A 26300-nucleotide genomic window follows, 5' to 3' on the forward strand; every position below is an offset into this window, starting at 1 on the left:
TGAAAAAGCAAAGTTCGAAGCCTGGAGTGTTAATCGTTCTTACCCTTTTCTCATTAGAAGATTGCTTCTCTTTTTCTCATAGAGAACAATCCAAATAGTATTATTAGACAGTGCACCGCATACAATACAATTCTAACTTTTATCACTTCAAATCCAAAGATCAATTCCGTAGAAGATGACGGTGGCAGAATAGCTAAAATTGCTGCAATAAGCATAACTATTGGGTTGATAACTATCTGTTTATCCGATCTAAAAATTAAAATCTTACCAGCCCAAATAAAAGTTAGCACAAAAAATGCTATCTTCAACACAAAATCTATAGTTTCTAACATCACAAATACATTCCTTTCGTAAAATAACATTAAAATCATACCTAATATATAGCATATTTCACACAATAAATTCTCTAAAAAAATAATACCGCACAAAACACACATACTATAAGAAGTATAATAAATAAAAATTGAAAATTCAATACCTAAAGCAGAATAATTGTACAAATAACTAAAATTAAAACACAAATTAAAAATAATTTTAAAATCTAAAATAAAGCTCAAGTGGAATGAAAGAGAGTTTTTTATTTACTAGTATTAGTTTTTATGATATATTATTAGTACTAGGTACTAATAATAGGAGGTAAAAATGAATTTTAAAGAGATAAAAGAGCTTTTAACGCTTATAGACAATACAAAACTTGAATACGTAAAACTAAACACTTCAGACATAGAGCTTGAGGTTTCAAAGAAAGTTGTTGGAAATATAGAAATAGGAACAAAAAACACTTTGACAGTTGAAAATAAAGAAAATAACACAGAAAAAGTATCAGCTGCAATGAATAATACAGACAAAGAAAACAACATAATAAACACAAACGATACTTTAGAAAATGAATTATCAAAAGAAGAAGATACTATTGATTTCACAGGAGAGAATTTAAAAGAGGTAAAAGCGCCACTTATCGGTACTTTTTATGAATCTCCAGACCCAGATTCTCCATCATTTGTAAGTGTTGGCGACCATGTTGAAAAAGGAGACACACTTTGCATAGTTGAAGCTATGAAATTAATGAACGAAATTAAAAGTGAATTTACAGGAAAAGTTGTAGAAATAAAAGCTGCAAATGAAAGCATGGTAGAGTACGGACAGACTTTATTTGTGATAGAGGAAGACTAGAAGGAGAGAAAAATGAAAACTTTGAATAAAATACTAATCGCAAACCGTGGGGATATAGCTGTTAGAATAATTAGAACTTGTAGAGAAATGGGAATAAAAACAGTAGCTATTTACTCAGATGCAGATAGAGATTGTATACATAGATTTTTAGCTGATGAGTCTATTTGCATAGGTCCAGGCAATATTGCAAAAAGCTATAACAACATAGACAACATATTATACATTGCAGAAAAACTAGAATGCGATGCAATTCACCCTGGATTTGGATTTTTATCTGAAAACCCAGAATTTGTAAGAAGATGTAAGGAAAAAAACATAATTTTCATAGGTCCATCAGAAGAGCAGATGGTGCTTATGGGAGATAAATCAAAGGCGAGAAGTACAATGCAGAAGCTTGGAGTACCTGTTGTCCCAGGGTCTAAGGCTGTTTTAAAAGACAAAGAAGAAGCTAAAAAAATGGCTGAGGAAATAGGATACCCAGTTATGATAAAAGCATCTGCAGGTGGTGGCGGAAGAGGAATGAGAATCGTTCACCAAGCAGAAGACTTAGAAAAATCATTTGAAATAGCTAAATCAGAGGCAATTTCATACTTCAAAAACGGCGATTTATACATGGAAAAATTTATCCAAAACCCAAGACACATAGAAGTTCAGGTATTTGGGGATAAATTTGGAAATGCTATACATCTAGGAGAAAGAGATTGCTCAATGCAGAGAAGAAATCAGAAAATGATAGAAGAATCTCCAAGTTGCTATTTAAACGATGAAGAAAGAAAAGGATTATATGAAAGTGCATTAAAAGCTGTTAAAGGTACTAATTACGAAGGAGCCGGAACAGTTGAATTTATAGTAGATAAGGATAAAAACTTCTACTTCATAGAAATGAATACGAGAATTCAGGTTGAACACCCAGTAACTGAGATGATAGTAGACAAAGATTTAATAAAACTTCAGATACAGATTGCAGCAGGCAACCCAATTCCATTCAAACAGGAAGATGTTTTAATGAGAGGACATGTTATAGAATGTAGAATAAACGCAGAAAATCCAGAAAGTGGATTTACACCATGCCCTGGAGAAATTGAGGAGATAAATATACCTGGTGGATTTGGAGTGAGATTTGACACATTTGTATATGCAGGATACAGCATACCTCCGTTATACGACTCAATGATTGGAAAATTAATATGCAAGGCTGATACAAAAGAAGAATGTGTAGCAAAAATGAACGGCGCATTAGATGAGCTGATAATCGACGGAATTAAAACTAATATAGAATTCCAAAGAGAGTTAATAAATTCTGATGAATTCCTAAACGACACACACGACACAGGATTTATAGAAAGAAAATTAAACGAAAGATAGGTGATAGATAAGTGTTAAATGGATTACAGCTTTTTAAAAAAGAGAAACAAAAGAATAAAGCTAAGAAAAAAAACGACAACTACACATCTATCCATATAAAAATTCAAGAAAAAGAAGAAACTAAAGAGGATGGAAATTACATAGCAAACAACCACGAGTCTAATAATATAGACGATAGATTTTGGAGTAAGTGTCCAGAATGTGGTGAGTACACATTTAACAAGGATTTAGAGGAGAACTTATTTGTATGCCCAAAATGTAATAAGCATATGAGGATGAATGTAAGAGATAGAATAGAAATGCTTACAGATAAGGGTACATTTATTGAAATAAATAAGGAAAGTGATGTAGTGGATCCTCTAAAATTCCCTAATTACATTGAAAAAGTAACATCGTACAAAGAAAAAACTCACGAATCAGAGTCTGTTATAACAGGTGTTGGAAGAATTAATGGAATTAGATATGTGCTTTGCGTTATGAATCCCGCTTTTATGATGGGTAGTATGGGATCTGTCACAGGGGATAAGATTTCGTATGCATTTGAATATGGTGCAGAACATAATATTCCAGTTGTTGTTTGCAGTGCATCTGGTGGTGCAAGAATGCAAGAAGGAATGATGTCTTTGATGCAAATGGCAAAAACTTCACGGGCTGTTACAAAACTTGCTGAAAAAGGGCAGCCGTATATCTCAATTTTGACAGATCCTACAACAGGTGGTGTAAGTGCCAGCTTTGCAATGCTTGGAGATATTATAATATCTGAGCCAAAGACGCTTATTGGATTTGCAGGAAAAAGAGTAGTTAAACAGACAATAGGTAGAGAGCTACCTGAAGATTTCCAGACTGCTGAATTTATGATGGATCATGGATTTTTGGATATGATTGTAGAGCGAAAAGATTTAAAAGATACAGTGTATAAAATTTTGTACATGCATAAGAGGAAGTAAAAATGGAAAGAAATGTAGAACAGATAAAGAAGGATATAAAAAATTTAAAGGAAATTTCTAAAACGAGTGGACTAGATTTTTCTGATAAGATAGTGTATTTGGAGGAGATTTTAAAAGAAGAGGAATCTAAGAAATTTAAAAGTCTAACTCCATACGAAAAGGTGAGTGTAAGTAGGGATATAAAAAGACCTACTGCACTTGACTATATAAACAGAATTGTGAACAATTTTATCGAGCTTCATGGCGATAGAGGGTTTGCAGATGATAGGGCTATTGTCGGCGGTATTGGAAAAATAGGAAAGTACTCTGTTACTGTAGTTGGAAATCAAAAGGGCAGTAGTACAGAGGAAAATATCTACAGAAACTTTGGTATGGCAAATCCAGAAGGATACAGAAAAGCTCTTAGACTTATGAAGCAGGCAGAGAAGTTTAATCGTCCAATTGTGACATTTATAGATACATCTGGTGCATACTGTGGAATTGGTGCAGAGGAAAGAGGTCAAGGTGAGGCGATTGCGAGAAATCTTATGGAAATGAGTGCACTTAAAGTACCTGTTATTGCTATAGTTATAGGTGAAGGTGGAAGTGGTGGTGCACTTGGAATTGGAGTAGGCAACGAAATTTGTATGCTTGAGCACTCTGTCTATTCTGTAATATCTCCTGAGGGTCTTTCAAGTATATTATTTAAGGACTCTTCAAAAGCAAAGGATGCTTGTGAATATATGAAGATGACTGCACAGGATTTAAAAGAATTAAAAATAATAGACCACGTGATTGATGAGCCTGTTGGTGGTGCTCAAAATGATCCAGATAAAGTGGCTGCAGATATGAAAGAATATATAATTGATAGATTAAATTATTATACTAATTTTAGTGAAGAAAAGATTAAGGATCACAGATACGAAAAATTTAGAAATATAGGAAAGTACTTCTAAGAAATCAAAATTTGCTAATCTTTTGTTATTATGAAAGCATATGAGATATAGACAAACTTCTCTCCAGGCTTCGACGTGTGTGTAGGTAAAACACTTTGTTGTAATTAAAACCCACGTCTGCAGATTGTCGAGAGAGTTTTGTCTATATAACTCATATGCTACATACTATCAATAATTTTAGCAAATTTTGATTTGAGTAATTTACTACAAGCTAATAAATTATTAAAAATAAGGTGAAAATGTAACAAAAGAAGTTTATAATATGTTTATGATACTTTTGAGGGAAGGAGATTAAATATATTGAAGCTTTTTTTGTTTGATGGGTTGTTTAATGCTGCCTATTTTATACTGGGTACGTTTTTGTTGGGGCTTATATTAAACTTCATTGAAGATAGAAATATAGATTATTTGCAAAATGGGCTTGGGCGCAAGGGAATTTTGGTTACTGGAATTGTAGGAGTTCCAATACACGAGATGAGCCATTTTTTAGCGTGTAAGTTGTTTGGGCACGATGTCGAAAAGGTAGAGCTTTTTAGACCTACAAAGAGCAAGTCTGATGGAGTGCTTGGGAGAGTAGTTCACTCGAGAAATAAGGGTAATGTCTACAAGATGATTGGAGATTTCTTTATAGGAACTGCACCGGTTATAATAGGAAGCTTTATCGTGTACGTGTTGATAAAATTCTATTTAGGCAGCGAGTTTACGATATTTAATATGATTATAGATATTGAGAAGAGTTTAGAAATGATTGAAAACCTGGATTTATTCAAGTTTATTGTGCATATAGTTATGGCTGGGATAAATACACTGTTTTTAATTATAAGTTCGCCATCGCTATTTTCTATAAAAGGAATAGTTCTTTTATTTGCGATTTACTCAATTTGCATACATTTGTCGCTTAGTAGAGCAGATATAGAAAATAGCAAGAGTGCAATTCCTATAGTTGTGCTTATAATCGTGCTTTGTACGGTTATTTTTGGACTTATGGGGATAGATTTTAGTGGAAAGTTTATAAGATTGGTTACTTATATGTTCCTGATTATGACGACTTGCATAATAATATCTATACCGGTGACTGTATTATCAATGATGATATCTGCAATTTTCGGCAGATTTAGATAAAAAATAAAAAGAGTTAGGCTGTTACAAGATTTTGTAGTAGCTAACTCTTTTTATTTTGCAAAAATTTAATGTGTTTGTGATTAAGATAGTATTCCGTATTTTATATCTTCTAGTATGTTAAATTCTTTGTTTTCTTTTACGATTTCTATGAATTTTTCAGCGTATTCAGGCAGTTTTCTGTTTTTATGGTATACAACAGAGAATGATCTGTTCCATTCTTTAGTTTTGTTTTTAAATGCGTACATTTCACCGCTTTTGATTTCTTTTTCAAAGAGTCTTAAAGAAGCTACAGTTACGCATCCGTCGTTAATTACAGCCTGTTTGATGACTTCTGGAGAGCTTGCTTCCCAAGTTGCATTTATTTTTAATTTGTGTTTTTCAAGGTATTTTTCAAAAAGTTCTCTTGTTCCGCTTCCAGGTTCTCTAAGGACAAAGTTGACATCTTTTAAATCAGCAAATGTGATGTGCTCTTTACCGTAGAATGGATGATTTTTTGAACATAGAAGCACCAAGATATCGTCCACTTCTGGTATGGAGATTAGCTCCTTGTTCTTAACTTTACCTTCGACAACAGCCAAATCAAGCTCTGATTCAAGGAGAAGGGATTCTATATTTTTAGTGTTATTCATTCTTATATATGTTTCAACGTTTTTAGTATTTTCCTTAAATTCAGCTAAAACTTTAGAGATAAAGTTTGTTCCAACAGTTACAGTTACGCCTATTCTAAGAGTTTTAACGTCTTTAAAAGCATTCATACCTTCTTCTAATTTGTCAAATTCTGCTAAAACATTTTTAGCGTATTCTAAAAGTTTCTTGCCAGCTTCAGTTATGTATAATTTTTTAGAAATTCTATCAAATAATAATACGCCGTAGTAGTCTTCTAGTTCTTTAATTGCTTGGCTTACTGCAGGTTGAGATATGAAAAACTTTGACGCTGCTGTACTCATTTTTCCATTTTCAGCGACACTTACAAAAATTTTTAAATGTCTTATTGTCATAGGAATTCCTCCTTGAATTAATGAATGATTTATAACTTAATTATAGCATAAAGATTACAAGTAACTATAAGGAAATCTTATTGAGAAGATAATTTAATATAATTTTAAACCTATATGAAAAAGTGTTATATTAATAAGTAGAGGCTTTTTAGGTAACAAAATTATTAATAAGGAAATTTTAGACTATAAATTGGGAAAATATTAAATTTTTTAGGAGGCATTTGTATGGCAACTTTAACAGTAAGTAAGGCAGAGGAAACTAGAGTAAAAGCTTTAGGATTTTTTAGCAACAAAGGAACAGATAATTTTTCAGGAAGAGTAATTACAAAAAATGGTAAGGTAAGTGCAGAGGTTCTTAGAAATGTAGCCGAAGCAGCAGAGAGATTTGGTAATGGAGAAGTTTTAGTTACTACAAGATTAACTTTTGAATGTCCAGGAATACCATTTGAAAATATAGAGCCATTTATGGAATTTTTAGCAGAAAAAGGGCTAGAAACTGGTGGATCAGGAAAGAGAGTTAGACCAGTTGTATCTTGTAAGGGGACAACTTGTCAGTATGGGCTTATAGATACTTATGATTTATCAGAAAAAATACACGACGAATTCTATTCAAAATGGCATGATGTAAATCTACCTCACAAGTTCAAAATAGCTGTTGGTGGATGTCCAAATAACTGCGTAAAACCAAACTTAAACGATTTAGGTGTTATAGGGGCGAGAGTTCCAGCTATAAATTTAGATAAATGTAAGAGCTGTAAAAAATGTGCTGTTGAGGCAGTATGTCCAGTTGGAGCAGCTAAATTAGTTGATGGAACTATGGTTGTAGATTACGATAAATGTATAAACTGTGGTAGATGTATAGAAAAATGCTATTTCAAGGCAATGGATACACAGAAACAGGGATACAAAGTTTACGTTGGAGGAAGATGGGGTAAACAGATTTCTCATGGTAAATTATTAGGAAAAATATTTACAGACGAAGCAGAAGTAATGAAAACTATAGAAAAAGCAATATTATTCTTCAGAGAAAATGGAAACTTTGGAGAAAGATTTGCAGTTACTGTAGAGAGAGTAGGATTTGATAAAGTTGAAAAAGAACTTTTAAGCGATGATATACTTTCAAGAAAAGAAGAAATACTAGCAAGAGAATTTTAATTTCATAAATTCATAAAAATTAAAATAGTTCTATTTTAAAACTCTAAATATGAAAATTTCAATGTTTATTTGTATTTTAACTTGTAAAAATTTTAATATAAAGTAAAAAAGACTAGACTTTTTAACCGAATACATTTAAAATAAATACAGGTGTTAAATAAAGTAAAATTTAAGTAATACATTCTAACTCTAAATATTTTTAAAAGATTGTTAGAAATTTGTTAAAAGTTTAAATGGAGGAATTGATATGTTAAAAAGACCTAGAAGACTTAGAATAAGCAAAGCAATGAGAAATTTAGTAAGAGAAACTAAAATAGATGTAGACGATCTTATATACCCACTATTCGTTGTTGAAGGTGAAAATATAAAAGAAGAAATACCTTCACTTCCAGATGTTTACCATTTTTCAGTAGATATGTTAGAAGCTGAGATAAAAGAGATAGTAGAATTAGGAATAGAACACGTTATAATGTTCGGTATACCAGGTGAAAAAGATGCTTGTGGTTCAGAAGCATTTGCAGATAATGGAATAGTTCAGAGAGCAGTTAGAAAGATAAAAGAAGTAGCTCCAGAGATGAACGTAATAACAGATGTTTGTATGTGCCAGTACACAAGCCACGGACACTGTGGAATATTAACAGAAAAAGGTTATGTTGATAACGACCAGACATTAGAATATTTAGCTAAGATAGCAGTTAGCCATGCAAAAGCAGGTGCTGATATGGTAGCTCCTTCTGATATGATGGACGGAAGAATAGGTGCTTTAAGAAATGCACTTGACGAAAATGGTTTTGAAACAGTAGGAATAATGGCATACAGTGCAAAATATGCTTCAAGTTTCTATGGACCATTTAGAGATGCTGCAAACTCAGCTCCATCATTTGGAGATAGAAAAACTTATCAGATGGATCCAGCAAATAGCACAGAAGCTTTAAGAGAATGTGCTTTAGATATAGAAGAAGGAGCAGATATAATAATGGTTAAACCTGCACTTTCTTACTTAGACGTTATAAGAAGAGTTAAGGATAATTTTGATATGCCACTTTGTGCATACAATGTTTCTGGTGAGTATTCAATGCTTAAGTTAGCAGTTAAGGAAGGGCTTTTAAATGAAGATGCTATAATGGAAGCAGTTACTTCAATAAAAAGAGCTGGTGCGGATATGATAATAACATACTTTGCAAAAGATATCGCTAAGAAAATAAAATAATTAATGTTGGGATATAGAAAAGAAGGGAAGTAGTCAAAAGGACTCCAGGCTTCAGCGCCTCGCACTTTAGAGTAACACATTTCAAAGTTGCGAGGCGCTTGCAGAATTGTCGTTGTTTTGACTTACTTCCCTTCTTTTTTATACCAATAATTAATTATGTTTATAGTTCTGTCGCTCGTACACGGTGGGGGGACTGGTTTGAAGTTAGATATTTTGAGAAAATTGAGAAAAAAATGAAGAAAGATTATTTATAGGTCTGTGGTATAATTTACATAAATAAAATATATATTATGGGAGTTGACTTATATGATAAAGAATAAGAAGGATTTTGTTGTTTGGGGAGTGACGTTTATTTCTTTGGCACTTCTTCAGCTAGTATTGTGTTTTGCTAGAGATTTTGATTATTATCCTGTTATGATGACGTCCTTGATGTTTATGTTCGGGTTGAATGGGATAGTTAATTCAATGTTTGATGAGAGCGATAAGGAGCAACTATATAGTTGTTAAAAATATAGTCAAAAATATACATATATAGACAAATATATTTTTACAAAAAGCTCCCTACATTCATAACGAGTGTAGAGAGGCGAGAAATCGCCCAAAACTCCTTTAATTGCTGGAAGTTCCTAAAGCTAGTTAAACTACAACGTAGAATTGAAAAATATTCAAGCGTGAATGTTGTGAAAGCAGAAAAAATTAACTAGATAGCATAAGGTTAAATCCTAAGTGCTTTAATAATGGATAATCAGCAGCCAAGATCCGAACAGGATAAGGTTCAACGACTAGGCAAATGCCGTACATCACAAGCTATTGGTGGTGGAAATGGGGAGCATCTAAAAAATTAGATGGTGATATAGTCTGTGCTTAATGGAAACATTAAGAAGTTCGTGAATAAAATTAAAAATCGTATTTTAATTTATCTATTCTGAGAGCTGATTGGAAAGTAGCGATTCCGATTGAACACTCTAAAAATATATACGGATGTATTTTAGAGATAACGACCGTATTTTTTATTTATTTAAAAACTTAAAAAAATTTTTATATTATTTGTATAATATAACTTCGATTTGTATATAATATAATTAGAAAGATAAATTTGTTATAGAATTGAGGTGAGGTAAATGAAAAAGACAATAACTAAAACTGTAAAACAATATTCCTATGAAGTTGATGATTATAAAATTGAAGAACTATTAAAAATAGGAAAGGAATACAAAAATGTTAAAAATTACGTATATTCAAGATATAGTGGAATAAAAAGTCTTTTAATCATTGAAAAACCTCGAAAAATCAGAGATGAATGGGTAAGTACAAAGTTTTATGAACAGTGGGATTTACCAGCTAGATATTGGAAATTAGCATTACAAGATGCAATTGGAAATATAAAATCTGGTTGGTCTAATACAAAAAATGAAATTAGGACTGCTGTTTATAATAATGAACATTTATCTACTGATGACAGATATTATATAAATTATATACTATCAGCAAATAAGCTTTATTATAACGTATTAAACAATATAAACTTTGATATTCCTAAAAAATTTAAAGGGAAAAACTTAAATATTAAATATTTGAATAACTTGATAAAAAGATACACTAGAAGATATAAAGGGAAAGTTCCTTATACGAACAAAATAAATTCTTTTTCTATAGATACAGGTTTATATAGATATTCAAAAAATAAATTAAACGAAAATTATATCTATATAGCTTCAATGGAAACAAGAAAAAGAGTACCGATTAAACTAAGAGATTCAAATAAATACAATAAAATACTTAAAATCAAAATTATAGATAATGTAGTGAGAATAAATATTCCATTAGAAGTGGAATCAAAGGAAAATACTAACGAAAATATTATAGGAATAGACAAAGGATATAGATACTTGCTTGCAACGTCAAATGGAAATCTGTATGGAGAAAAACTGAATTATTATTTAAGTAAAGAAACCGAAAGGTTAAGTGATAAAAATGCTAATAGAAATAGATTTTTCGCACTTAGAAGAAAATACCTTGAAGAAGGTAACACTAAAAAAGCAGATAATATACTTAAAAATAATTTAGGAAAGAAAAAATACAGAAAAAACAAAAATAAACACAATGAAACAGTTAAATCTTACATCAACAAAAATATCAATGAATTTATAAAGTCAGAAAAGCCGAAGGAAGTTGTAATGGAAAATTTAGATTTTGTAAATTGGGATGACAGATATCCAAAATCTGTAAAAAGAAAGTTATCTAGATGGATTAAAGGCTACATAAAAGATAGACTTGAATACAAATTCAAATTAAATAGTATTGAATTTACATACATAAATCCAGCATATACAAGTCAAATTTGTAGTAAATGTGGAAGATTTGGTGTAAGAAATGGAGATTCATTTGTTTGTGATAATTGTGGAGAAATTCATGCAGATATAAATGCAAGTAAAAATATTTTAGATAGAAAATATGATAAAGAAATAAAGATGTTTACAAGTTATAAGAAAGTTAAGGAAATACTAGAAAGTAGAATTGCTGATATAAAGTAAAAAGATATGTTAAAAGTATATTTTGTTTAATCACGAATATATTTTGTATTTATCCAACTGTTGATAAATAGAGGGTGTATTTTATCGATGACGGGGGTTAGATAAAATACTTTAAATAAATAAAAAATACGGTTGTGGGATAATCGAGATAAAAATTTTTATCGAGATAACTGGCTCAACCAAGACTTAAAACTATCAAAAGATAGAATAAGAGCGAAATATCTAAAATGAGTACATTTGTATATATTTTTAGAACCAGGGCAATGTTATGATAATTACTGCTAACAAAATTATTACAGGTGATGGGAAAACGGTTTTAAATAATTCTGCTGTATGTATAAATGAAAGAGGAATAATAGAAACAGTAGGAACATTAGAAGAAGTAAAGACTAAATATCCAAACGAAGAAGTAAAAGATTTTGGAGATGCTACAATAATGCCAGGTATGTTCGATATGCATGCACATCTTGGATACTGGTATAGTCAGCCAGATAGCTTTAACTACAACGACCAGATGATAATGATGTATGCACTTCAGCATGCACAGGCTGCATTTACAAAAGGTATCACTAGTATAAGAGATTGCTATTCTCCACATGGAGTATGTAAAACTCTAAAACTAGCTGAATCAAAAGGATTTATAACTATACCAAGAATAACTCATGTCGACGCTGGAATGTGTATGACTGGTGGACATTGTTGGGATGAAGTTGTACAGGTTGACGGTCCTTGGGAAATCAGAAAAGAAATAAGAAAACAGATGAGAGATGGTGCAGAATGGATAAAACTTCTAACTAGCCACCGTTCACATATACCTGAATTTACTCAGGAAGAATTAGATGCAGCTGTTGACGAATGCCACAGAAGAGGAATAAAATGTGTTGTTCATGCAGGAACACATCCATCAATCCAGATGTGTATAGATGCAGGATTTGACACAATAGAACATGGAACATTCTTAACTGTTGAACAGGCAGAACAGATGAGAGATAAAGGAATAGCTTGGACTCCAACGATATTTGCATACACTTACTTATATGAAGTATGTAAAAAGAATATAGAAGAAGGAAATGCAGATGTATTCAATGATCCTGTTGCAGCTAAAGAACAGAGAGATTACGCATACTATGAACCAGCTTATGAATCATACAGAGATAACTTCAAAAAATTATACGACACAGGTGTAACTGTATGTACAGGTAGTGATATGGTAATGTATGGAGCGCCAGTATTACCAATAGCTGAAGAAATGAGCTACATGGTAAAATACGGAATAACTCCAGTTCAGGCTGTGCAGACTTCAACTTCAAATCCAGCAAAAGTTCTTGGAAAAGGCGATGAACTTGGATTAATAGAAGAAGGATATATAGCAGATATAACAGTAGTGGATGGTGATTTAAGTCAGAATATAGATTGTATAAAAAATATAAACACAGTTTATCTAAATGGAAAAGCTGTATACTCTGATGGAGTAAGATTTATATAATAATTAAAAATTAAATTTTGTGAAATATAAAAATCATTTATAAAATATAAAGACTCTAAGAGCAGTTTGTAATTGCTTTTGGAGTCTTTTTTTAGAAATAAATTGCGAGTAGTTCATATTGACATATATCGATATATTAAATATAATATAAACTATCAGGAGGGATAGAAATGAACTCACTACATACAAAAGAAATAAAAATATTTAAAGCATTAGGCGATGAAAATAGAATAAAAATATTAGAAATACTTAAAGATGGAGAAAAATGTGCTTGTAAGCTACTTGAAGAACTGCAGATAAGTCAGTCTACACTTTCTCACCACATGAAAATACTTTGTGATTCTGGAATAGTATTTGGTAGAAAAGAAGGTAAGTGGATGCACTACAGTATAATAGAATCTTCATTTGATTCAGTGTTTGATCTTTTAAGTGATTTTGCAGCATCAGCCAAGTTAAATGCAGATAATAGCTGTGATTGTGAGAAATAATCATAGTATGTGAAAAATAGTCATATATATAATAGAAGAAATTAAAGTCATCTATATTTAGGATGGCTTTTAAAAAGATTTATATATCGATACATATAAATATATAGATTTAAAATTCAAATATAAACAAAGAAAGAAGGGAAATTATGTTTATACAAAATCAAATCTTGGGAATGAAATGGATAAGTACCCTAGTAGGAATGGGACTAGATAAATTGGGGCTTGATAGCAATTCTACAGTATATGGAATACTTCAATTCTTTATATACGATGTGATTAAAATATTTATATTGCTATCTGTGTTGATATTTGTAATATCATACATTCAAAGCTATTTTCCACCAGAAAAAACGAAAAAGATATTAGAAAAATTCAAAGGAATAAAAATTAATATACTTGCAGCACTTTTGGGAACAGTTACGCCATTTTGCTCGTGTTCATCAATTCCGTTATTTATAGGATTTACGAGTGCAGGGCTTCCTTTGGGAGCGACATTTTCATTTTTAATATCCTCTCCACTTGTAGATTTAGGATCACTTGTGCTTTTAATGAGTATATTCGGTACTAAAATAGCTGTTGCGTATGTAATAGTAGGGTTAATTCTTGCTGTAGTAGGTGGATTGATTATAGAAAAATCTAATATGGGGGATGAGATAGAAGAATTTATAAGAAAAGCTCCAAATGTTGATTTAGATATAGAAGAGCCTACAACAAAGGAAAGAATATCTTTTGCAAAAGAAAAAGTATTAGAAACAGTTAAAAAAGTTGCTCCATATATATTTGTAGGTGTTGGAATTGGAGCGATTATACACAATGTAATTCCAGCAGAGTTTGTGGAAAAAGTGCTTGGAGCTGAAAGATGGTACTCTGTACCTATAGCAACTGCGGTTGGAGTTCCAATGTATGCAGATATATTTGGAACAGTTCCGATAGCAGAGAGTCTATTTGCTAAGGGAGCGGGACTTGGAACAGTTCTTTCATTCATGATGGGAGTTACAGCGCTATCTCTACCATCTATGATAATGCTTAGAAAAGCGGTAAAACCTAAATTACTTGGACTATTCTTTGCTATTGTAACTATTGGTATAATATTAATAGGGTATTTATTCAATGCATTTGGATATATGTTGATATAGTGTTGAATATGTTGATAAAATTAGTTGAAAAATAATAAAATTTTGAGGTGAAGATATGGGACTTTTTGGATTTGGAAAGAATAAGAAAAAAGATGATATAGAAAAAGAAGTTATAAAAGAAGAAAATACTAATATAAGCAATGAAAAAGTTAGCATTAAAGTGCTTGGAGAAGGGTGCGAAAAGTGCGATAAAGTAAATGATAATGTAAAAGAAGCTGTTGAAATATTAAATCTTGATGCAGATATTGAAAAAATAGAAGATTTAATAGAAATTGTTACCTATGGAGTTATGTCTACACCAGGTATTGTAATAAATGAAAAAGTAGTATCTGTTGGAAAAATACTGAAAACCGATGAAATAGTTGAGCTGCTTAAAAAGAATATATAGATAAGAGGTGAAAATATGCTAAAAATAGCTTTTATCTGTGTTCATAATTCTTGTAGAAGTCAGATTGCAGAGGCTCTTTGTAGAAAATACGCATCAGATGTATTTGAAACATACTCAGCTGGAACAGAGCTTAGAGAAATAAATAAAGATGCTATAAGATTAATGAAAGAAATATACAATATAGATATGGAAGAAAATCAACACTCTAAACTGATGAAAGATATACCAGAGGTAGATTTAATGGTTTCTATGGGATGTGGAGTATCTTGTCCAATAATAGGAAGAAAGTTTGATGAGGACTTAAAACTTGAGGATCCTACAGGAAAAGGTGACGATAAATTTAAAGAAATTATCTCAGAAATAGAAAAAGATATAATTGAATTAAGAGAGAAATACAAAAAATATCAAAAGGTAGAGCACACTTTTGAGCCTGTATACGATGAAAATTCAAAAGTATTAATACTTGGAAGTTTTCCATCGGTAAAATCAAGAGAGCAGAATTTCTACTATGGACATCCTAGAAATAGATTTTGGCAAGTGATTTCAAATCTTACAGAAACAGAACTTCCAACTACTATAGAAGAAAAAAAGGAAATGCTATTAAAAAATAACATAGCAATTTGGGACGTTATAAAATCTTGTGTTATCAAAGGTTCTAGTGATAGCAGTATAAAAAATGTAGTTGTAAATGATATAACTGAAGTTGTAAAGAACAGTAAAATAGATAGGATATTTGCAAATGGAGATAAATCTTTTAAATTATACAAGAAATATTGCTCAGATGTAGGTATAGAGATTGAAAAATTGCCTTCTACAAGTCCAGCAAATGCAGCTTTTTCTATAGAGAAATTGGTAGAAGATTGGAAAGTAATTAAATAAAAGTAAAATAAAATTGAATATAAATAAGATGCTGTTACAAGTATTTTGTAGCAGCTTTTTTATTGAGAGGACTATATGTGCCAAGAGTGAAAAAATTATAAAAAAGTTGTAAAATAATACTGTAAATAAAAAACTAAAAAGGGAAGTGTAAAAAATGTTAAGAATTGATGAAAAGCTAAAAAATCTAGTACCAGATTGTATGGTTGGAGTAGTTGAAGCGGAGGTAAAAGTAAAAGAAAGTTCAGAAGAACTTGTAAAATTATTAAATGAAGAATGTGAACTACTTACAAAAAGCATAAAGTTAGAAGATTTATCTTCAGAAGAAACAATAGATGCAAATAGAAAAGCATACAAAGCTTGTGGGAAAAATCCTTCAAGATACAGAACATCTTCAGAAGCGCTTATAAGAAGAGTACTTCAGGGAAAAGGAATATACTTTGTAAATAATATTGTAGATATAAACAACCTAATATCTATGAAAACTCAGTTCTCAATAGGATCTTATAACACAGAAAACATAGGAGAAAATATAGTATTCACTGTAGGAATAGAGGGTGATGAGTACAAAGGTATTGGAAAAGATATTGTAAACGTAGCTAATATGCCAGTTCTAGCTGATGAAGAAGGAAAATTTGGTAGCCCAACAAGTGATTCAAGAAGAGCTGCTATAGATGAAAATGCGGAAAAAATAATGATGTGCTTATTCTCATTCTCAGGAAAAGATAAATTAGAAAGTGGAATGAATGAAATAAAAGGACTTCTTGAAAAATATGCCGATGGAAAAAATATAAAAACTAATATAGTAGAATAATAATGAGAATATAGTCTATGTAAAATTTAGGTTGGATTGAAATACATAATAAACTATAAAAAATATAGAATAGGATTTAGAATTATGATTAATTACTTTTGTTACGATACAGAAATAGGAACGATAAAAATATCTGAAAAAGACGGGAAGATAATCGGACTTGTATTTTCTGATTATAAAAAAGAAAATGAAATAGAAAAAGAAACAGATGCTATAAGAAAAACATATCTACAATTAAAAGAATATCTGTCTGGAAAAAGAAAAAACTTTGATATTGAAATAGAGATGATAGGAACTGAGTTTCAAAAGAAGGTATGGAAAGAACTTTTAAATATTCCATATGGTGAAACTAGAAGTTATAAAGATATAGCGATTGCAATAGGGAATGAAAAAGCTTGCAGAGCTGTTGGTAATGCAAACAACAAAAATCCAATAGCAATAATAGTTCCATGTCATAGGGTTGTTGGCAGTAATGGAAGTATGACTGGATATGCAGGAGGACTTAATATAAAAGAAAAACTACTAAAAATAGAAAAATACAATATCAAAATATAAGATAAATTCTATCTTTTGAAAAATAAATAATTTTAAAATTCTAAACAAATTGCTACTGAGGTTATTACTTAGTAGCTATTTTTATTGAATTGATTAGATATGACAACAATATAAATTCGTGATAGTATAATAAATATAGTGTGTAATTATAAGTAATAAAATATTTTCAAAAAACAATAACTATTAGGAGGGAGATATAATGACAGTTGCAGAGCAAAGAGAAGCTGCCCGTAAATTTATCAATAGATGGTCTGGTAAAGGAAAAGAAGATGAAGATGGACGTTCTTATTGGATTGATCTTTTAACAAATATTTTTGAAATGGATAATATCACAGAACGTATAAATTTTGAGAAAAAAGTTATAGTTAACGGACATACAAAGCGTATAGATGTTTATATACCAGAAACTAAAGTTCTTATTGAACAAAAGAGCTTAGGAATAGGGTTAGATCAAAAGCTTAATAATTCTGGTGATATTGATTTAACACCATATGAACAAGCAAAAAGATATAATGACAATTTACCATATGATGAAAAAGCAAGATGGATAGTTACATCTAATTTCAGCGAAATATGGGTTTATGATATGAATGAAAGAGTCCCAAAAGCTCTAAAAATAGAATTAACAGAACTACAAGATAAATATCAACTTTTAGACTTCTTAGTAAAGAAAGAAGTAAAATCTATCTCTAAAGAAATGGAAGTTTCAATTAAAGCTGGTGATATTGTTGGCTTAATTTACGATGCTTTTTTGAAACAATATAAAATTCCAGAAATTAAGGAAAAAGACGAAACTACTGAACAAAAGGAAAAAAGAGAGAATAAACTTAAAAGTTTAAATGCACTTTGTGTAAGAATAGTATTCTGTTTATATGCAGAAGATGCTGGAATATTTGGTAAAAGAAATATGTTTCATGATTATTTAGCAGCCTATGATGTTAAGGATTGTAGACGTGCGTTAATCGAATTATTTAAAACATTGGATACTCCTATTGAAGAAAGAGATGAATATTTAGAAGAAGATCTTTCTCAATTCCCTTATGTTAATGGAGGATTATTTGCAGATGAAACAATTGAAATACCTCAATTTACAGAAGAAATTAAAAAAATGCTTTTAGAAAATGCATCTGAAGATTTCAACTGGAGAGATATATCGCCTACAATCTTTGGAGCTGTATTTGAATCAACACTAAACCCAGAAACTAGAAGAACTGGAGGAATGCACTATACTTCAATTGAAAATATACATAAAGTAATAGATCCGTTGTTTTTAGATGATTTAAAATCTGAATTTGAAGAAATAAAAAAAACAAAGGTTCAAAAAACAAAATATAAAAAATTAGATGATTTTCAAGATAAATTGGCTGAATTAACTTTTTTAGATCCAGCATGTGGTTCAGGAAACTTTTTAACAGAAACATATTTATCCCTTAGACATCTAGAAAATGAAGTTATCAAAGAAAAAATTGGTGGTCAGATAACTTTAGGTGATGAAGCGCATAACCCTATAAAAGTATCTATTCAACAATTTTATGGGATTGAAATTAATGACTTTGCAGTTACGGTAGCAAAAACAGCATTATGGATTGCAGAATCACAGATGCTTGAAGAAACAAAAAATATAGTCTATGGATTTGATGATGACTTCCTGCCATTAAAAAGCTATGTAAATATAACTGAGGGAAATGCACTTAGAATCGATTGGAAGGATGTAGTACCTCCAGAAAAATTATCGTATATAATGGGAAATCCTCCTTTTGTTTATAAAAAAACTAAAGAACAAGTGGAAGATATGGCATTAATTTTTGGAAAAGGTAGTTCAGAAACAAAACTTGATTATGTATTATGTTGGTATTCAAAATCTATTGATTATATGTTATATAGTAGAGATAGAAAAATAAAAACTGCATTTGTGTCAACAAATTCAATATGTCAAGGAGAAAGTGTTCCAACATTTTGGAAAAATATGAGTGATAAAGGAATTGAAATTTGTTTTGCTCATCGTTCATTCAAATGGAGTAGTGAATCGTCTAATAGTGCTACAGTTGTTTGTGTTATTGTTGGATTTTCTATAGCTCCATATATTGGGAAAAAATATATTTGGGAAGGAAATAAAAAAATAGAAGCTAAATATATTAATGCATATCTATATGATGCAGATGATATATGGGTAAAAAGTAGAAAAAATATCCCACCCAAAGGTTTTCCTAAAATGATAAAAGGTAGTGAGCCGAGTGATGGTGGGAATCTTTTCCTTGAATCAGAAGAGGCAATAGAAATTCAAAAAAAATATCCTAATATTGCAAATTATATAAAGCCTTTTGTAGGAGGAGATGAATATATAAAAAATATAAAAGGAGTATATTCTAGATATTGTATTTGGTTGTTAGATGGTAATCCAGCAGATTTTTCTAAAATTAAAGATTTTAAAGAAAGATTTGAAAAGATTAAAGAAAAAAGATTAGCAAGTAGTGCAGAACGTATAAGAAAAAAAGCTGATTATCCATATTTATTCTGCCAAATACGTCAACCAAATAAATCATATCTTTTATTTCCAAGACATTCTTCTGGAGAAAGAAGATATATTCCTATAGGATTTATGTCATCAGAAATTATCGTTGGAGATGCTTGTTATATGATTCCGGATGCAAGTTTATGTTTATTTGGAATATTAACATCAAATGTACATATGGCATGGATGAGAATTTTATGTGGAAGATTAGGAACTGGATATAGATATTCACCACTAATTTATAATAATTTCCCATTCCCATATATAAGTGAGGAAAATAAGAAAAAAATTGAAAAAACAGCACAAATGATTTTAGATGCACGTGATAAATTTACTAACAATACGTTAGAAGATTTATATAATCCATTAACAATGCCACCAGAATTAAGAAAAGCACATATAGCAAATGATAAAGCTGTTATGGCAGCATATGGATTTAATACAAAAATGAGTGAAGAAGAATGCGTATCTGAATTAATGAAAATGTACAAAAAATTATCCGACGAAAAATAAATTAATAGAAAATATATGGACTGTTAGCAAGATTTTGCAAGCAGTCCTTTTATTATTAAGCTTTTAATATTTTACTAGCTTATAAAGAGTGGAATAAATCAAAATTTGATAAGATATTTATAATATGTAGCATATGAGTTATATAGACAAAACTCTCTCGACAATCTGCAGACGTGAGTTTTAATTACAACAAAATGCTTTACCTACACGCACGTCGAAGCCTGGAGAGGAGTTTGTCTATATCTCATATGCTCCCATAATAACAAAAGATTAGCAAATTTTGATTTATCCACTCTTAACAACTAGTAAACTCATAACAGATTATAAAAAAAAGACTGCTGCAAAAATTGCAACAGTCTTATATTTCTATTAATTAAGCTAATATCATTTTAGTTAAGTCCATTGGATCAACTATTTCTCCGTCTTTGTAAACTCTCATGTTTCCTGAAGCTATTTCGTCTATTAATATAACTTCGTCATTGTAGAATCCGAATTCGAATTTTATGTCGTATAATTCTAATCCTTTTTCTTCTAAGTCTTTAGCAACAACTGCAGTTATTTTTCTAGTTCTTTCTTTCATCTGATCGAACTGTTCCTGAGTCATTATTCCTAAAGCTTCTAATCCTTCAGAAGTAACTAATGGGTCACATCTTTCATCGTCTTTTAAAGTAACTTCAACGTAAGCATCTAATTTAGCTCCGTTTTCTATGTATTCTCCATATCTTCTTATGAAGCTTCCTACTGCTCTGTAACGGCATATAACTTCTACACCTTTACCGAAAACTTTAGCTGGTAATACTTCCATAGTTGATTTTTCTATGTCAGCGCTAACGTAGTGAGTTTTTATTCCTGCTTCTTTTAATAATTCAAAGTAGTGAACAGAAGTTTTTAAGTTTTCTCTACCTATACCTTCTATTGTTAAACCTATTGAGTTTTCACCTGGATCGAATACTCCATCTTTACCAGTACAATCATCTTTGAATAATAATTCAAAATTACCGTTGTCTAATTCAAAAACGTCTTTAGTTTTACCTGTGTATACTTTTCTCATGCCTTTTCCTCCAATGAATATATAAAAATTAATTATAGTCTTTTTTACTTAATCCGAAAAGCGTTCGGATTTTGAGGGTGTTTTTCCCTTTTGCAAAATCTATTATAACACAAAATAGTCAAAAAGTTGAACTTTTTTTAAAAAAAATTAAAAAAAGTTCACTGAATATAAATCTGTTCTTCTATGTTTTAATAGTGGAAGTTCACTTCTTACTTTTTTAGTGTACTCTTTATCTATATCCGCATATAATATGCATTCGTTTTCATCTGCAGCAGCTATTATATTACCCCAAGGGTCTGAAACCCTAGAGTTTCCAAAAGCTACGTAAGATGCAGATTCATCTCTAGCAGGTGCAGCGCCCACAAAATAAACCTGATTATCAAGTGCTCTCATTCTTATAGAAAGTTCCCAATGAGCAGGTCCAGTAGTCATATTAAATGCTGCAGGAAGGATAATAAGTTCGGCACCTTCCAAAGCCATTAAACGAGAAAGTTCGGGAAATCTTATATCATAGCAAATAGCCACACCTATTTTTCCGAACTCTGTATCGACAATAGTAACATTATGTCCGGAAGAAAGTGTATCAGACTCTTTAAAAGAAACCCCACCTTCTACATCTATATCAAATAGATGCATCTTTTGGTGTTTTCCAATAAGTTCCCCTTTTCTATCAAATACGAATGAAGTATTGTAGATATTCCCATTTTCTAGTTCGGGAATACTTCCACCTACTAAGTAGATAGAATTTTTCTTTGCTGCACTACTTAAAGCTTCAGTAGTTTTTCCTGGATATTCTTCAGCGAATACTGGAAAGTAACTATTTTCATAAGGGCAGTTAAACATCTCTGGTAAGACTATAATTTCAGCACCATTGTTAGCGGCTTCATCTATCATCTCCAATGCGTGAGATATATTTTTATCTTTATCATCACAAACTTTCATTTGGCAAACTGCTATTTTCATTTTTACCTCCTTTAAAAGAGTAAAATATTTTTGAATTTTTGAAATTTATATATTATCTGTATTATATCATAGAAAAAGTCTTGTAACTGTTGATTTTACACAAAAATAAAATTTTTGAGTGAATAATTTTCTGAAACTATAACCAAAAACTATAGCTAAATATGTAATCTATAGAAATGTATAATTTATGCCGAATTGTAGTGATAAATGTTGTATAATTGTCTAGAGTTGTTAAAAGAAATTATTCAATAAAGATAAATTTATTGTTTAAAGTTGTGTAAAAAAAGTAAATAAAGGAGGGAAAAAAATGGAGAGAGATTTTGAGGATATAGACAGAATCCTCAACTTTGCTGCTGAGGCTGGGAGAAATATGCTGAAATGTGGCGGTGAAATATATAGAGTAGAGGATACAATTCAAAGACTATGTATGGCATTTGGGATAGATAATGCCGAAGTATTTGCAACGCCGACTACATTATTATTATCGGTGTATAAGAATAAAAAAGTTTATTCAGTTGTTAAAAGGATAAACGAGAGATCTACAGATTTGAATATGATGAAAAAAATAAACGCATTGTCTAGAAATATAGCATATGAAAATCTAAGTATAGATGAATGTGAAGAGAGATTAGAAGAGATTTGCAAAAAAGAAAGTTACTCCCATACAATAACAATACTTGGGGCAGGACTTGTGACATCTTGTTTCTCTATCTTATTTGGTGGTGGAGAAATAGATTTTATAATGTCGTTTTTAGTTGGAATGGTTACAAAGATTTTACAAGAATATTTATCTAATAAGAGTCTTAACGAATTCTTTGTAAATATAATTTGTGCTGCTTTTATTGCTATGGCATCTGTTATATGTGTAGAGGGCGGAGTTTTAAAAACTATGGACTACATAATAGCAGGGGTTATAATGCTTCTAGTTCCTGGTTTTGCACTTACAAATGCGATAAGGGATATATTGGATGGGCAGTTAGTTGCAGGTACAGCAAAATTATCTGAGGTTGTATTTATAGGTACATCAATTGCAGTTGGAATGGCATTAGTCCTAAACTGGTACTTGAGAGGGGGATTCTTTTAAATGATAAGGATATTAATTGAAACTGTAGCTGCATACGGTGTAGCTGTAGGGTTTGGAATTTTATTCAATATAAAAGGTAGAACCCTTAGAGTAGCTGGTGTAGGTGGAGCTATAGGTTGGTTTGTATATAAAATAACTTCTATATATATGGGATTTGCACCTGGGGCTGCTTTTTTTGCGGCAGGTATATCATTTAGTGTATACTGTGAAATCTGTGCAAGGGTGTATATGATTCCGGCTACAATACTTAGTGCCTGTGCATTAATCGTGCTTGTGCCGGGATTTGGTGTGTATCGTTCAATATATGAATTTATACTTGAGCACTATGTTACAGCAGGAAATGTTATGACAGAAACCCTGGCATCTGCTGGAGCATTGGCACTTTCATTGGTGTTTGTTACATCTATATTTAAAAACTTCCACCTTGCTAAATTCTTAAAAAAATTCAATATAACATTAAAGAAGAAAAATATATAGAGGAATATAAAATTTATACATCAAATATACTAAATTAACCTAAAAATAACTAGATTAATGTATGCGAAGGGTATATAATATAATTCTGATATTAGAAAATGAGAAGGGAGGATAAACAGTGATAGAAAGAAATTTTTACAAAGATAGAAAAGCTAAATTGTATCATCATAATGAAGAAGAAATACATCTGAAGTCATACCTATTTGGCAATGGGATAAGATTAGTATCAGTATTGGCTGGTATAACGTGTCTAGCATTATTCTTTGAAAATAGTAGAATGGACAATACAAGTATAGTTGTACTTTATGTACTTGCTGCTGTATTAACTGCTAGATTTACAGAAGGATATATTTTTGGAACAATAGCTTCGGTATCATCAATGTTTATATATAACTTTTTCTTTATAAACCCTCGTTATACATTTGCTGTAGAACAAAAGATGTATACACTTTCTTTTGCCGTTATGGTTGGAGTTTCTTTGCTAGCTGCAGGTATAACATCTAAGCTTAAAAAGAAGGTCGAGGCTGAAAAAATACAAGCTAAGAAAATGGAGATGCTGTATCGTACAGATGGATCGTTCTTAAAAGCTAGAGATAGAGAACAAGTTGTTGAAAACTGTGGAGAAAACCTTGTAAACATACTTGGAAAGACAATATTAATAACAATAGCAGATGAGAGAAGAAACCTTATGGAGCCTCATGTGTATATATGCAATAATAACGGAAGCGAAAATTTATTTAAATTAGTAAAAGAAAGAGAAATTATAAAAGAATGTTTTAGAACTGGTAAGACTAAAGGAGTAGGTGTAAAAGTAAATACTTCTACATATCAAAAAACAGGTATAAAGGAAGAAGGAAGTAATGCATATTATGTTCCAATAAAAGGAAATTACTTGACTCTTGGTGTTATCGGTGTTGCATGCTATAAGAGAGAAATTCTTTCTGATGAGGAAAAGAAAATTATCAAGGTTGTAGCAGAACAAACTGCAATTGCTCTTGAAAGAGAAAATATTTATGCAAGAAGACATCGTGCTATTATCGAAGGAGAAGGGGAAAAACTTGTTCAGAAGATTAATAGAATTACAGGAAGTGATTATGCTACTCTTGATGATTTCTTGTATGACAATAGCACAGTAAATAAGGTAAATGATGAGAATTAGATATAAAGCAGAGAGAAAATTTTTCTCTCTGTTTTTTTATTCACGAAACAAGTATAATAGACTTAACAAAGAAAATAAAATTTCTAAAAATTAAAAGTTGGGGGATGTTAAAAATGCTACTACTTAACAAATCAGACATAAAAAAAGTATTTACAATGAAAGATGCAATAGAAGCTGATAAAAAAGCGTATCAGGCATTCAGTGAAAAAGATGCTGTAGTTCCAATAAGAACAAATTTAGGAACAGTAAGAGAAGGAGAAAGCATGTTATTCATGCCAGGATATGTAAAATCATTAGATTGTGCAGGGATAAAAATAGTATCAGTATTCCCTGGAAATGCTGAAAAAGGAAAACCAGTTGTTCCAGCGACAGTTATATTAATGGATGCAACTACAGGTGAAGTTATATCTGTGATGGATGGAACATATATAACTCGGGTTAGAACAGGTGCGGCTTCAGGTGCAGCAGTTGATCTTCTTGCTAAAAAAGATGCAAAAGTTGGTGCATTAATAGGTACAGGTGGGCAGGCTCCAGCTCAGTTAGAGGCTATGCTTGCAGCTAGAGAACTTGAAGAAGTTAGAGTGTTTAGCAGAAATAAAGAAAAAAGAGAAAAATTTGCTGAAGATATGTCAAAAGAATTAGCTTCTTATGGAGCAAAAATAGTTGCTGCAGATTCTTCAGATGATGCAATAAAAGATGCAGATGTTATAGTATTAGCAACTACATCAGAAGTTCCAGTTATAGATGGTGATCTTGTAAAAGAAGGAGCCTTGATAAGTGGTGTTGGTTCATATATGCCTAATATGCACGAAATAGATGAAGTTAGTATAAAAAGAGCTTCTAAAATATTCTGTGATTCAGTAGATGCAGTACTAGAAGAAGCAGGATGTATAATAACTCCTCTTAAAAAAGGAATAATATCAAAAGAAAATGACTTAAATAAAGAACTAGGCGATGTTGTAAGTGGAAAAATACCTGGAAGAGAATCAGATGACGAAATAATAATATTCAAGAGCGTAGGAATCGGAGTACAGGATGTTGTAACAGCTCAGATGATTTACGATAGAGCTATAGAAAAAAATATAGGAACAAACTGGGAATAATACATAATTATTAATTAAGCTCCACATCATCCACTATATCTTAAGAAAACATTAGAATTTGAAGAATTTGATGTTGAAGGATATATTAATAAAAAATTAAGAAGATAGACGTAAAAAGGAACACCCAAGTTTTACTTGAGGGTTCCTTTTTTAGTATGACGGGCATGCTATTAATCTGTGGTGAAAGTCCATAAAAGGCGTAGCTACCGACGAACTTGATAGCGACTTGCAAGGTTTGTGCTGCGAAGCATAGGCG

The 26300-nt window shown here is 30.9% G+C and carries 24 protein-coding genes and 2 pseudogenes; 22 read left to right on the forward strand and 4 right to left on the reverse strand.

Annotated features, from left to right (window positions below; all coding sequences use genetic code 11):
• Positions 1-53: 53 nt before the first annotated feature.
• Positions 54-332 (reverse strand): hypothetical protein, encoded by a 279-nt coding sequence (locus tag ACK2WN_RS06080; protein ID WP_300531740.1) that lies wholly within the window; start codon positions 330-332, stop codon positions 54-56.
• A gap of 310 nt (positions 333-642) precedes the next feature.
• Here ACK2WN_RS06080 and accB point away from each other — a divergent pair, with 310 nt between their 5' ends.
• From accB to ACK2WN_RS06105, 5 genes are all read left to right on the forward strand, one after another.
• Positions 643-1173, forward strand: a complete 531-nt coding sequence (gene accB / locus ACK2WN_RS06085; protein WP_416155094.1) for an acetyl-CoA carboxylase biotin carboxyl carrier protein — start codon at positions 643-645, stop codon at positions 1171-1173.
• Positions 1174-1185: 12 nt separating this feature from the next.
• Positions 1186-2538 (forward strand): acetyl-CoA carboxylase biotin carboxylase subunit, encoded by a 1353-nt coding sequence (gene accC / locus ACK2WN_RS06090; RefSeq protein WP_329982940.1) that lies wholly within the window; start codon positions 1186-1188, stop codon positions 2536-2538.
• Positions 2539-2549: 11 nt separating this feature from the next.
• Entirely contained in the window at positions 2550-3485 is a 936-nt protein-coding gene (accD, locus tag ACK2WN_RS06095) for an acetyl-CoA carboxylase, carboxyltransferase subunit beta (protein WP_416155095.1), read from the forward strand.
• 2 nt (positions 3486-3487) lie between these two features.
• Positions 3488-4420, forward strand: coding sequence for an acetyl-CoA carboxylase carboxyltransferase subunit alpha (locus ACK2WN_RS06100; RefSeq protein ID WP_416155096.1), 933 nt, complete (start codon positions 3488-3490; stop codon positions 4418-4420).
• A gap of 300 nt (positions 4421-4720) precedes the next feature.
• A complete protein-coding gene (locus ACK2WN_RS06105) occupies positions 4721-5542 on the forward strand; it encodes a hypothetical protein (protein WP_118549698.1) in 822 nt (273 codons plus the stop codon).
• 80 nt (positions 5543-5622) lie between these two features.
• Here ACK2WN_RS06105 and ACK2WN_RS06110 read toward each other — a convergent pair whose 3' ends face one another.
• Positions 5623-6540, reverse strand: coding sequence for a LysR substrate-binding domain-containing protein (locus ACK2WN_RS06110; RefSeq protein ID WP_416155097.1), 918 nt, complete (start codon positions 6538-6540; stop codon positions 5623-5625).
• 225 nt (positions 6541-6765) lie between these two features.
• Here ACK2WN_RS06110 and ACK2WN_RS06115 point away from each other — a divergent pair, with 225 nt between their 5' ends.
• The 13 genes and pseudogenes from ACK2WN_RS06115 to ACK2WN_RS06175 all read left to right on the forward strand — a co-directional run bounded on the left by ACK2WN_RS06115 (position 6766) and on the right by ACK2WN_RS06175 (position 20207).
• A complete protein-coding gene (locus ACK2WN_RS06115) occupies positions 6766-7695 on the forward strand; it encodes a 4Fe-4S dicluster domain-containing protein (protein ID WP_329998152.1) in 930 nt (309 codons plus the stop codon).
• A gap of 247 nt (positions 7696-7942) precedes the next feature.
• On the forward strand, positions 7943-8905 hold the full coding sequence (gene hemB / locus ACK2WN_RS06120) for a porphobilinogen synthase (RefSeq protein ID WP_006440441.1): 963 nt from the start codon (positions 7943-7945) through the stop codon (positions 8903-8905).
• Between the two features lie 306 nt (positions 8906-9211).
• Positions 9212-9412 carry a hypothetical protein gene (locus ACK2WN_RS06125; protein WP_416155098.1) on the forward strand — a complete coding sequence of 67 codons (201 nt, stop codon included), beginning with the start codon at positions 9212-9214 and terminating at the stop codon, positions 9410-9412.
• Positions 9413-10026: 614 nt separating this feature from the next.
• Positions 10027-11439 (forward strand): RNA-guided endonuclease TnpB family protein, encoded by a 1413-nt coding sequence (locus ACK2WN_RS06130; protein WP_416155099.1) that lies wholly within the window; start codon positions 10027-10029, stop codon positions 11437-11439.
• Between the two features lie 268 nt (positions 11440-11707).
• Positions 11708-12925: an amidohydrolase family protein gene (locus ACK2WN_RS06135; protein ID WP_416155100.1), complete on the forward strand. Its 1218-nt coding sequence runs from the start codon at positions 11708-11710 to the stop codon at positions 12923-12925.
• Between the two features lie 170 nt (positions 12926-13095).
• Positions 13096-13413 (forward strand): ArsR/SmtB family transcription factor, encoded by a 318-nt coding sequence (locus ACK2WN_RS06140; RefSeq protein WP_006440629.1) that lies wholly within the window; start codon positions 13096-13098, stop codon positions 13411-13413.
• A 146-nt stretch (positions 13414-13559) separates the two neighbouring features.
• Positions 13560-14549 carry a permease gene (locus ACK2WN_RS06145; protein ID WP_416155101.1) on the forward strand — a complete coding sequence of 330 codons (990 nt, stop codon included), beginning with the start codon at positions 13560-13562 and terminating at the stop codon, positions 14547-14549.
• A gap of 55 nt (positions 14550-14604) precedes the next feature.
• A complete protein-coding gene (locus ACK2WN_RS06150; protein WP_329999566.1) occupies positions 14605-14937 on the forward strand; it encodes a thioredoxin family protein in 333 nt (110 codons plus the stop codon).
• A gap of 15 nt (positions 14938-14952) precedes the next feature.
• Positions 14953-15330: pseudogene (locus tag ACK2WN_RS06155) on the forward strand (arsenate reductase ArsC); the annotation flags it as partial.
• 42 nt (positions 15331-15372) lie between these two features.
• Positions 15373-15816 (forward strand): annotated as a pseudogene (locus tag ACK2WN_RS06160) (DNA-deoxyinosine glycosylase); the annotation flags it as partial.
• 154 nt (positions 15817-15970) lie between these two features.
• Complete coding sequence (locus tag ACK2WN_RS06165) at positions 15971-16627, forward strand: B3/4 domain-containing protein (protein ID WP_416155102.1); 657 nt, start codon at positions 15971-15973, stop codon at positions 16625-16627.
• A gap of 84 nt (positions 16628-16711) precedes the next feature.
• Entirely contained in the window at positions 16712-17182 is a 471-nt protein-coding gene (locus ACK2WN_RS06170) for a methylated-DNA--[protein]-cysteine S-methyltransferase (protein ID WP_416155103.1), read from the forward strand.
• Positions 17183-17381: 199 nt separating this feature from the next.
• The gene (locus ACK2WN_RS06175) at positions 17382-20207 is read left to right on the forward strand and encodes a DNA methyltransferase (protein ID WP_416155104.1); all 2826 of its coding nucleotides are present in this window, start codon (positions 17382-17384) and stop codon (positions 20205-20207) included.
• Between the two features lie 373 nt (positions 20208-20580).
• Here ACK2WN_RS06175 and ACK2WN_RS06180 read toward each other — a convergent pair whose 3' ends face one another.
• Together ACK2WN_RS06180 and ACK2WN_RS06185 are read right to left on the reverse strand one after the other, a co-directional pair.
• Positions 20581-21258 (reverse strand): phosphoribosylaminoimidazolesuccinocarboxamide synthase, encoded by a 678-nt coding sequence (locus ACK2WN_RS06180; protein ID WP_270839706.1) that lies wholly within the window; start codon positions 21256-21258, stop codon positions 20581-20583.
• Between the two features lie 147 nt (positions 21259-21405).
• Positions 21406-22221 (reverse strand): carbon-nitrogen hydrolase family protein, encoded by an 816-nt coding sequence (locus tag ACK2WN_RS06185; protein WP_416155105.1) that lies wholly within the window; start codon positions 22219-22221, stop codon positions 21406-21408.
• A 307-nt stretch (positions 22222-22528) separates the two neighbouring features.
• On the opposite strand from ACK2WN_RS06185, the gene ACK2WN_RS06190 reads away from it, so the two are divergent.
• The 4 genes from ACK2WN_RS06190 (at position 22529) to ACK2WN_RS06205 (ending at position 26044) form a co-directional block, all read left to right on the forward strand.
• A complete protein-coding gene (locus tag ACK2WN_RS06190; protein WP_300531560.1) occupies positions 22529-23305 on the forward strand; it encodes a threonine/serine ThrE exporter family protein in 777 nt (258 codons plus the stop codon).
• Entirely contained in the window at positions 23306-23782 is a 477-nt protein-coding gene (locus ACK2WN_RS06195) for a threonine/serine exporter family protein (RefSeq protein WP_300531557.1), read from the forward strand.
• A gap of 118 nt (positions 23783-23900) precedes the next feature.
• The gene (locus ACK2WN_RS06200; protein WP_416155106.1) at positions 23901-24941 is read left to right on the forward strand and encodes a DUF4118 domain-containing protein; all 1041 of its coding nucleotides are present in this window, start codon (positions 23901-23903) and stop codon (positions 24939-24941) included.
• Between the two features lie 113 nt (positions 24942-25054).
• A complete protein-coding gene (locus tag ACK2WN_RS06205; RefSeq protein ID WP_416155107.1) occupies positions 25055-26044 on the forward strand; it encodes an ornithine cyclodeaminase family protein in 990 nt (329 codons plus the stop codon).
• Positions 26045-26300: the final 256 nt, after the last annotated feature.

Source organism: Peptacetobacter sp. AB800 (assembly GCF_047807365.1).
In the GTDB taxonomy this organism is placed as follows: Bacteria; Bacillota; Clostridia; order Peptostreptococcales; family Peptostreptococcaceae; genus Peptacetobacter.

Excerpts from the sequence above, each read along its gene's own strand:
- ACK2WN_RS06080 (WP_300531740.1), bottom strand. The coding sequence starts at position 332 with ATGTTAGAAACTATAGATTTTGTGTTGAAGATAGCATTTTTTGTGCTA.
- accB (WP_416155094.1), top strand. The coding sequence starts at position 643 with ATGAATTTTAAAGAGATAAAAGAGCTTTTAACGCTTATAGACAATACA.
- accC (WP_329982940.1), top strand. The coding sequence starts at position 1,186 with ATGAAAACTTTGAATAAAATACTAATCGCAAACCGTGGGGATATAGCT.
- ACK2WN_RS06100 (WP_416155096.1), top strand. The coding sequence starts at position 3,488 with ATGGAAAGAAATGTAGAACAGATAAAGAAGGATATAAAAAATTTAAAG.
- ACK2WN_RS06110 (WP_416155097.1), bottom strand. The coding sequence starts at position 6,540 with ATGACAATAAGACATTTAAAAATTTTTGTAAGTGTCGCTGAAAATGGA.
- ACK2WN_RS06115 (WP_329998152.1), top strand. The coding sequence starts at position 6,766 with ATGGCAACTTTAACAGTAAGTAAGGCAGAGGAAACTAGAGTAAAAGCT.
- hemB (WP_006440441.1), top strand. The coding sequence starts at position 7,943 with ATGTTAAAAAGACCTAGAAGACTTAGAATAAGCAAAGCAATGAGAAAT.
- ACK2WN_RS06125 (WP_416155098.1), top strand. The coding sequence starts at position 9,212 with ATGATAAAGAATAAGAAGGATTTTGTTGTTTGGGGAGTGACGTTTATT.
- ACK2WN_RS06130 (WP_416155099.1), top strand. The coding sequence starts at position 10,027 with ATGAAAAAGACAATAACTAAAACTGTAAAACAATATTCCTATGAAGTT.
- ACK2WN_RS06135 (WP_416155100.1), top strand. The coding sequence starts at position 11,708 with ATGATAATTACTGCTAACAAAATTATTACAGGTGATGGGAAAACGGTT.
- ACK2WN_RS06140 (WP_006440629.1), top strand. The coding sequence starts at position 13,096 with ATGAACTCACTACATACAAAAGAAATAAAAATATTTAAAGCATTAGGC.
- ACK2WN_RS06145 (WP_416155101.1), top strand. The coding sequence starts at position 13,560 with ATGTTTATACAAAATCAAATCTTGGGAATGAAATGGATAAGTACCCTA.
- ACK2WN_RS06150 (WP_329999566.1), top strand. The coding sequence starts at position 14,605 with ATGGGACTTTTTGGATTTGGAAAGAATAAGAAAAAAGATGATATAGAA.
- ACK2WN_RS06165 (WP_416155102.1), top strand. The coding sequence starts at position 15,971 with ATGTTAAGAATTGATGAAAAGCTAAAAAATCTAGTACCAGATTGTATG.
- ACK2WN_RS06170 (WP_416155103.1), top strand. The coding sequence starts at position 16,712 with ATGATTAATTACTTTTGTTACGATACAGAAATAGGAACGATAAAAATA.
- ACK2WN_RS06175 (WP_416155104.1), top strand. The coding sequence starts at position 17,382 with ATGACAGTTGCAGAGCAAAGAGAAGCTGCCCGTAAATTTATCAATAGA.
- ACK2WN_RS06180 (WP_270839706.1), bottom strand. The coding sequence starts at position 21,258 with ATGAGAAAAGTATACACAGGTAAAACTAAAGACGTTTTTGAATTAGAC.
- ACK2WN_RS06185 (WP_416155105.1), bottom strand. The coding sequence starts at position 22,221 with ATGAAAATAGCAGTTTGCCAAATGAAAGTTTGTGATGATAAAGATAAA.
- ACK2WN_RS06190 (WP_300531560.1), top strand. The coding sequence starts at position 22,529 with ATGGAGAGAGATTTTGAGGATATAGACAGAATCCTCAACTTTGCTGCT.
- ACK2WN_RS06195 (WP_300531557.1), top strand. The coding sequence starts at position 23,306 with ATGATAAGGATATTAATTGAAACTGTAGCTGCATACGGTGTAGCTGTA.
- ACK2WN_RS06205 (WP_416155107.1), top strand. The coding sequence starts at position 25,055 with ATGCTACTACTTAACAAATCAGACATAAAAAAAGTATTTACAATGAAA.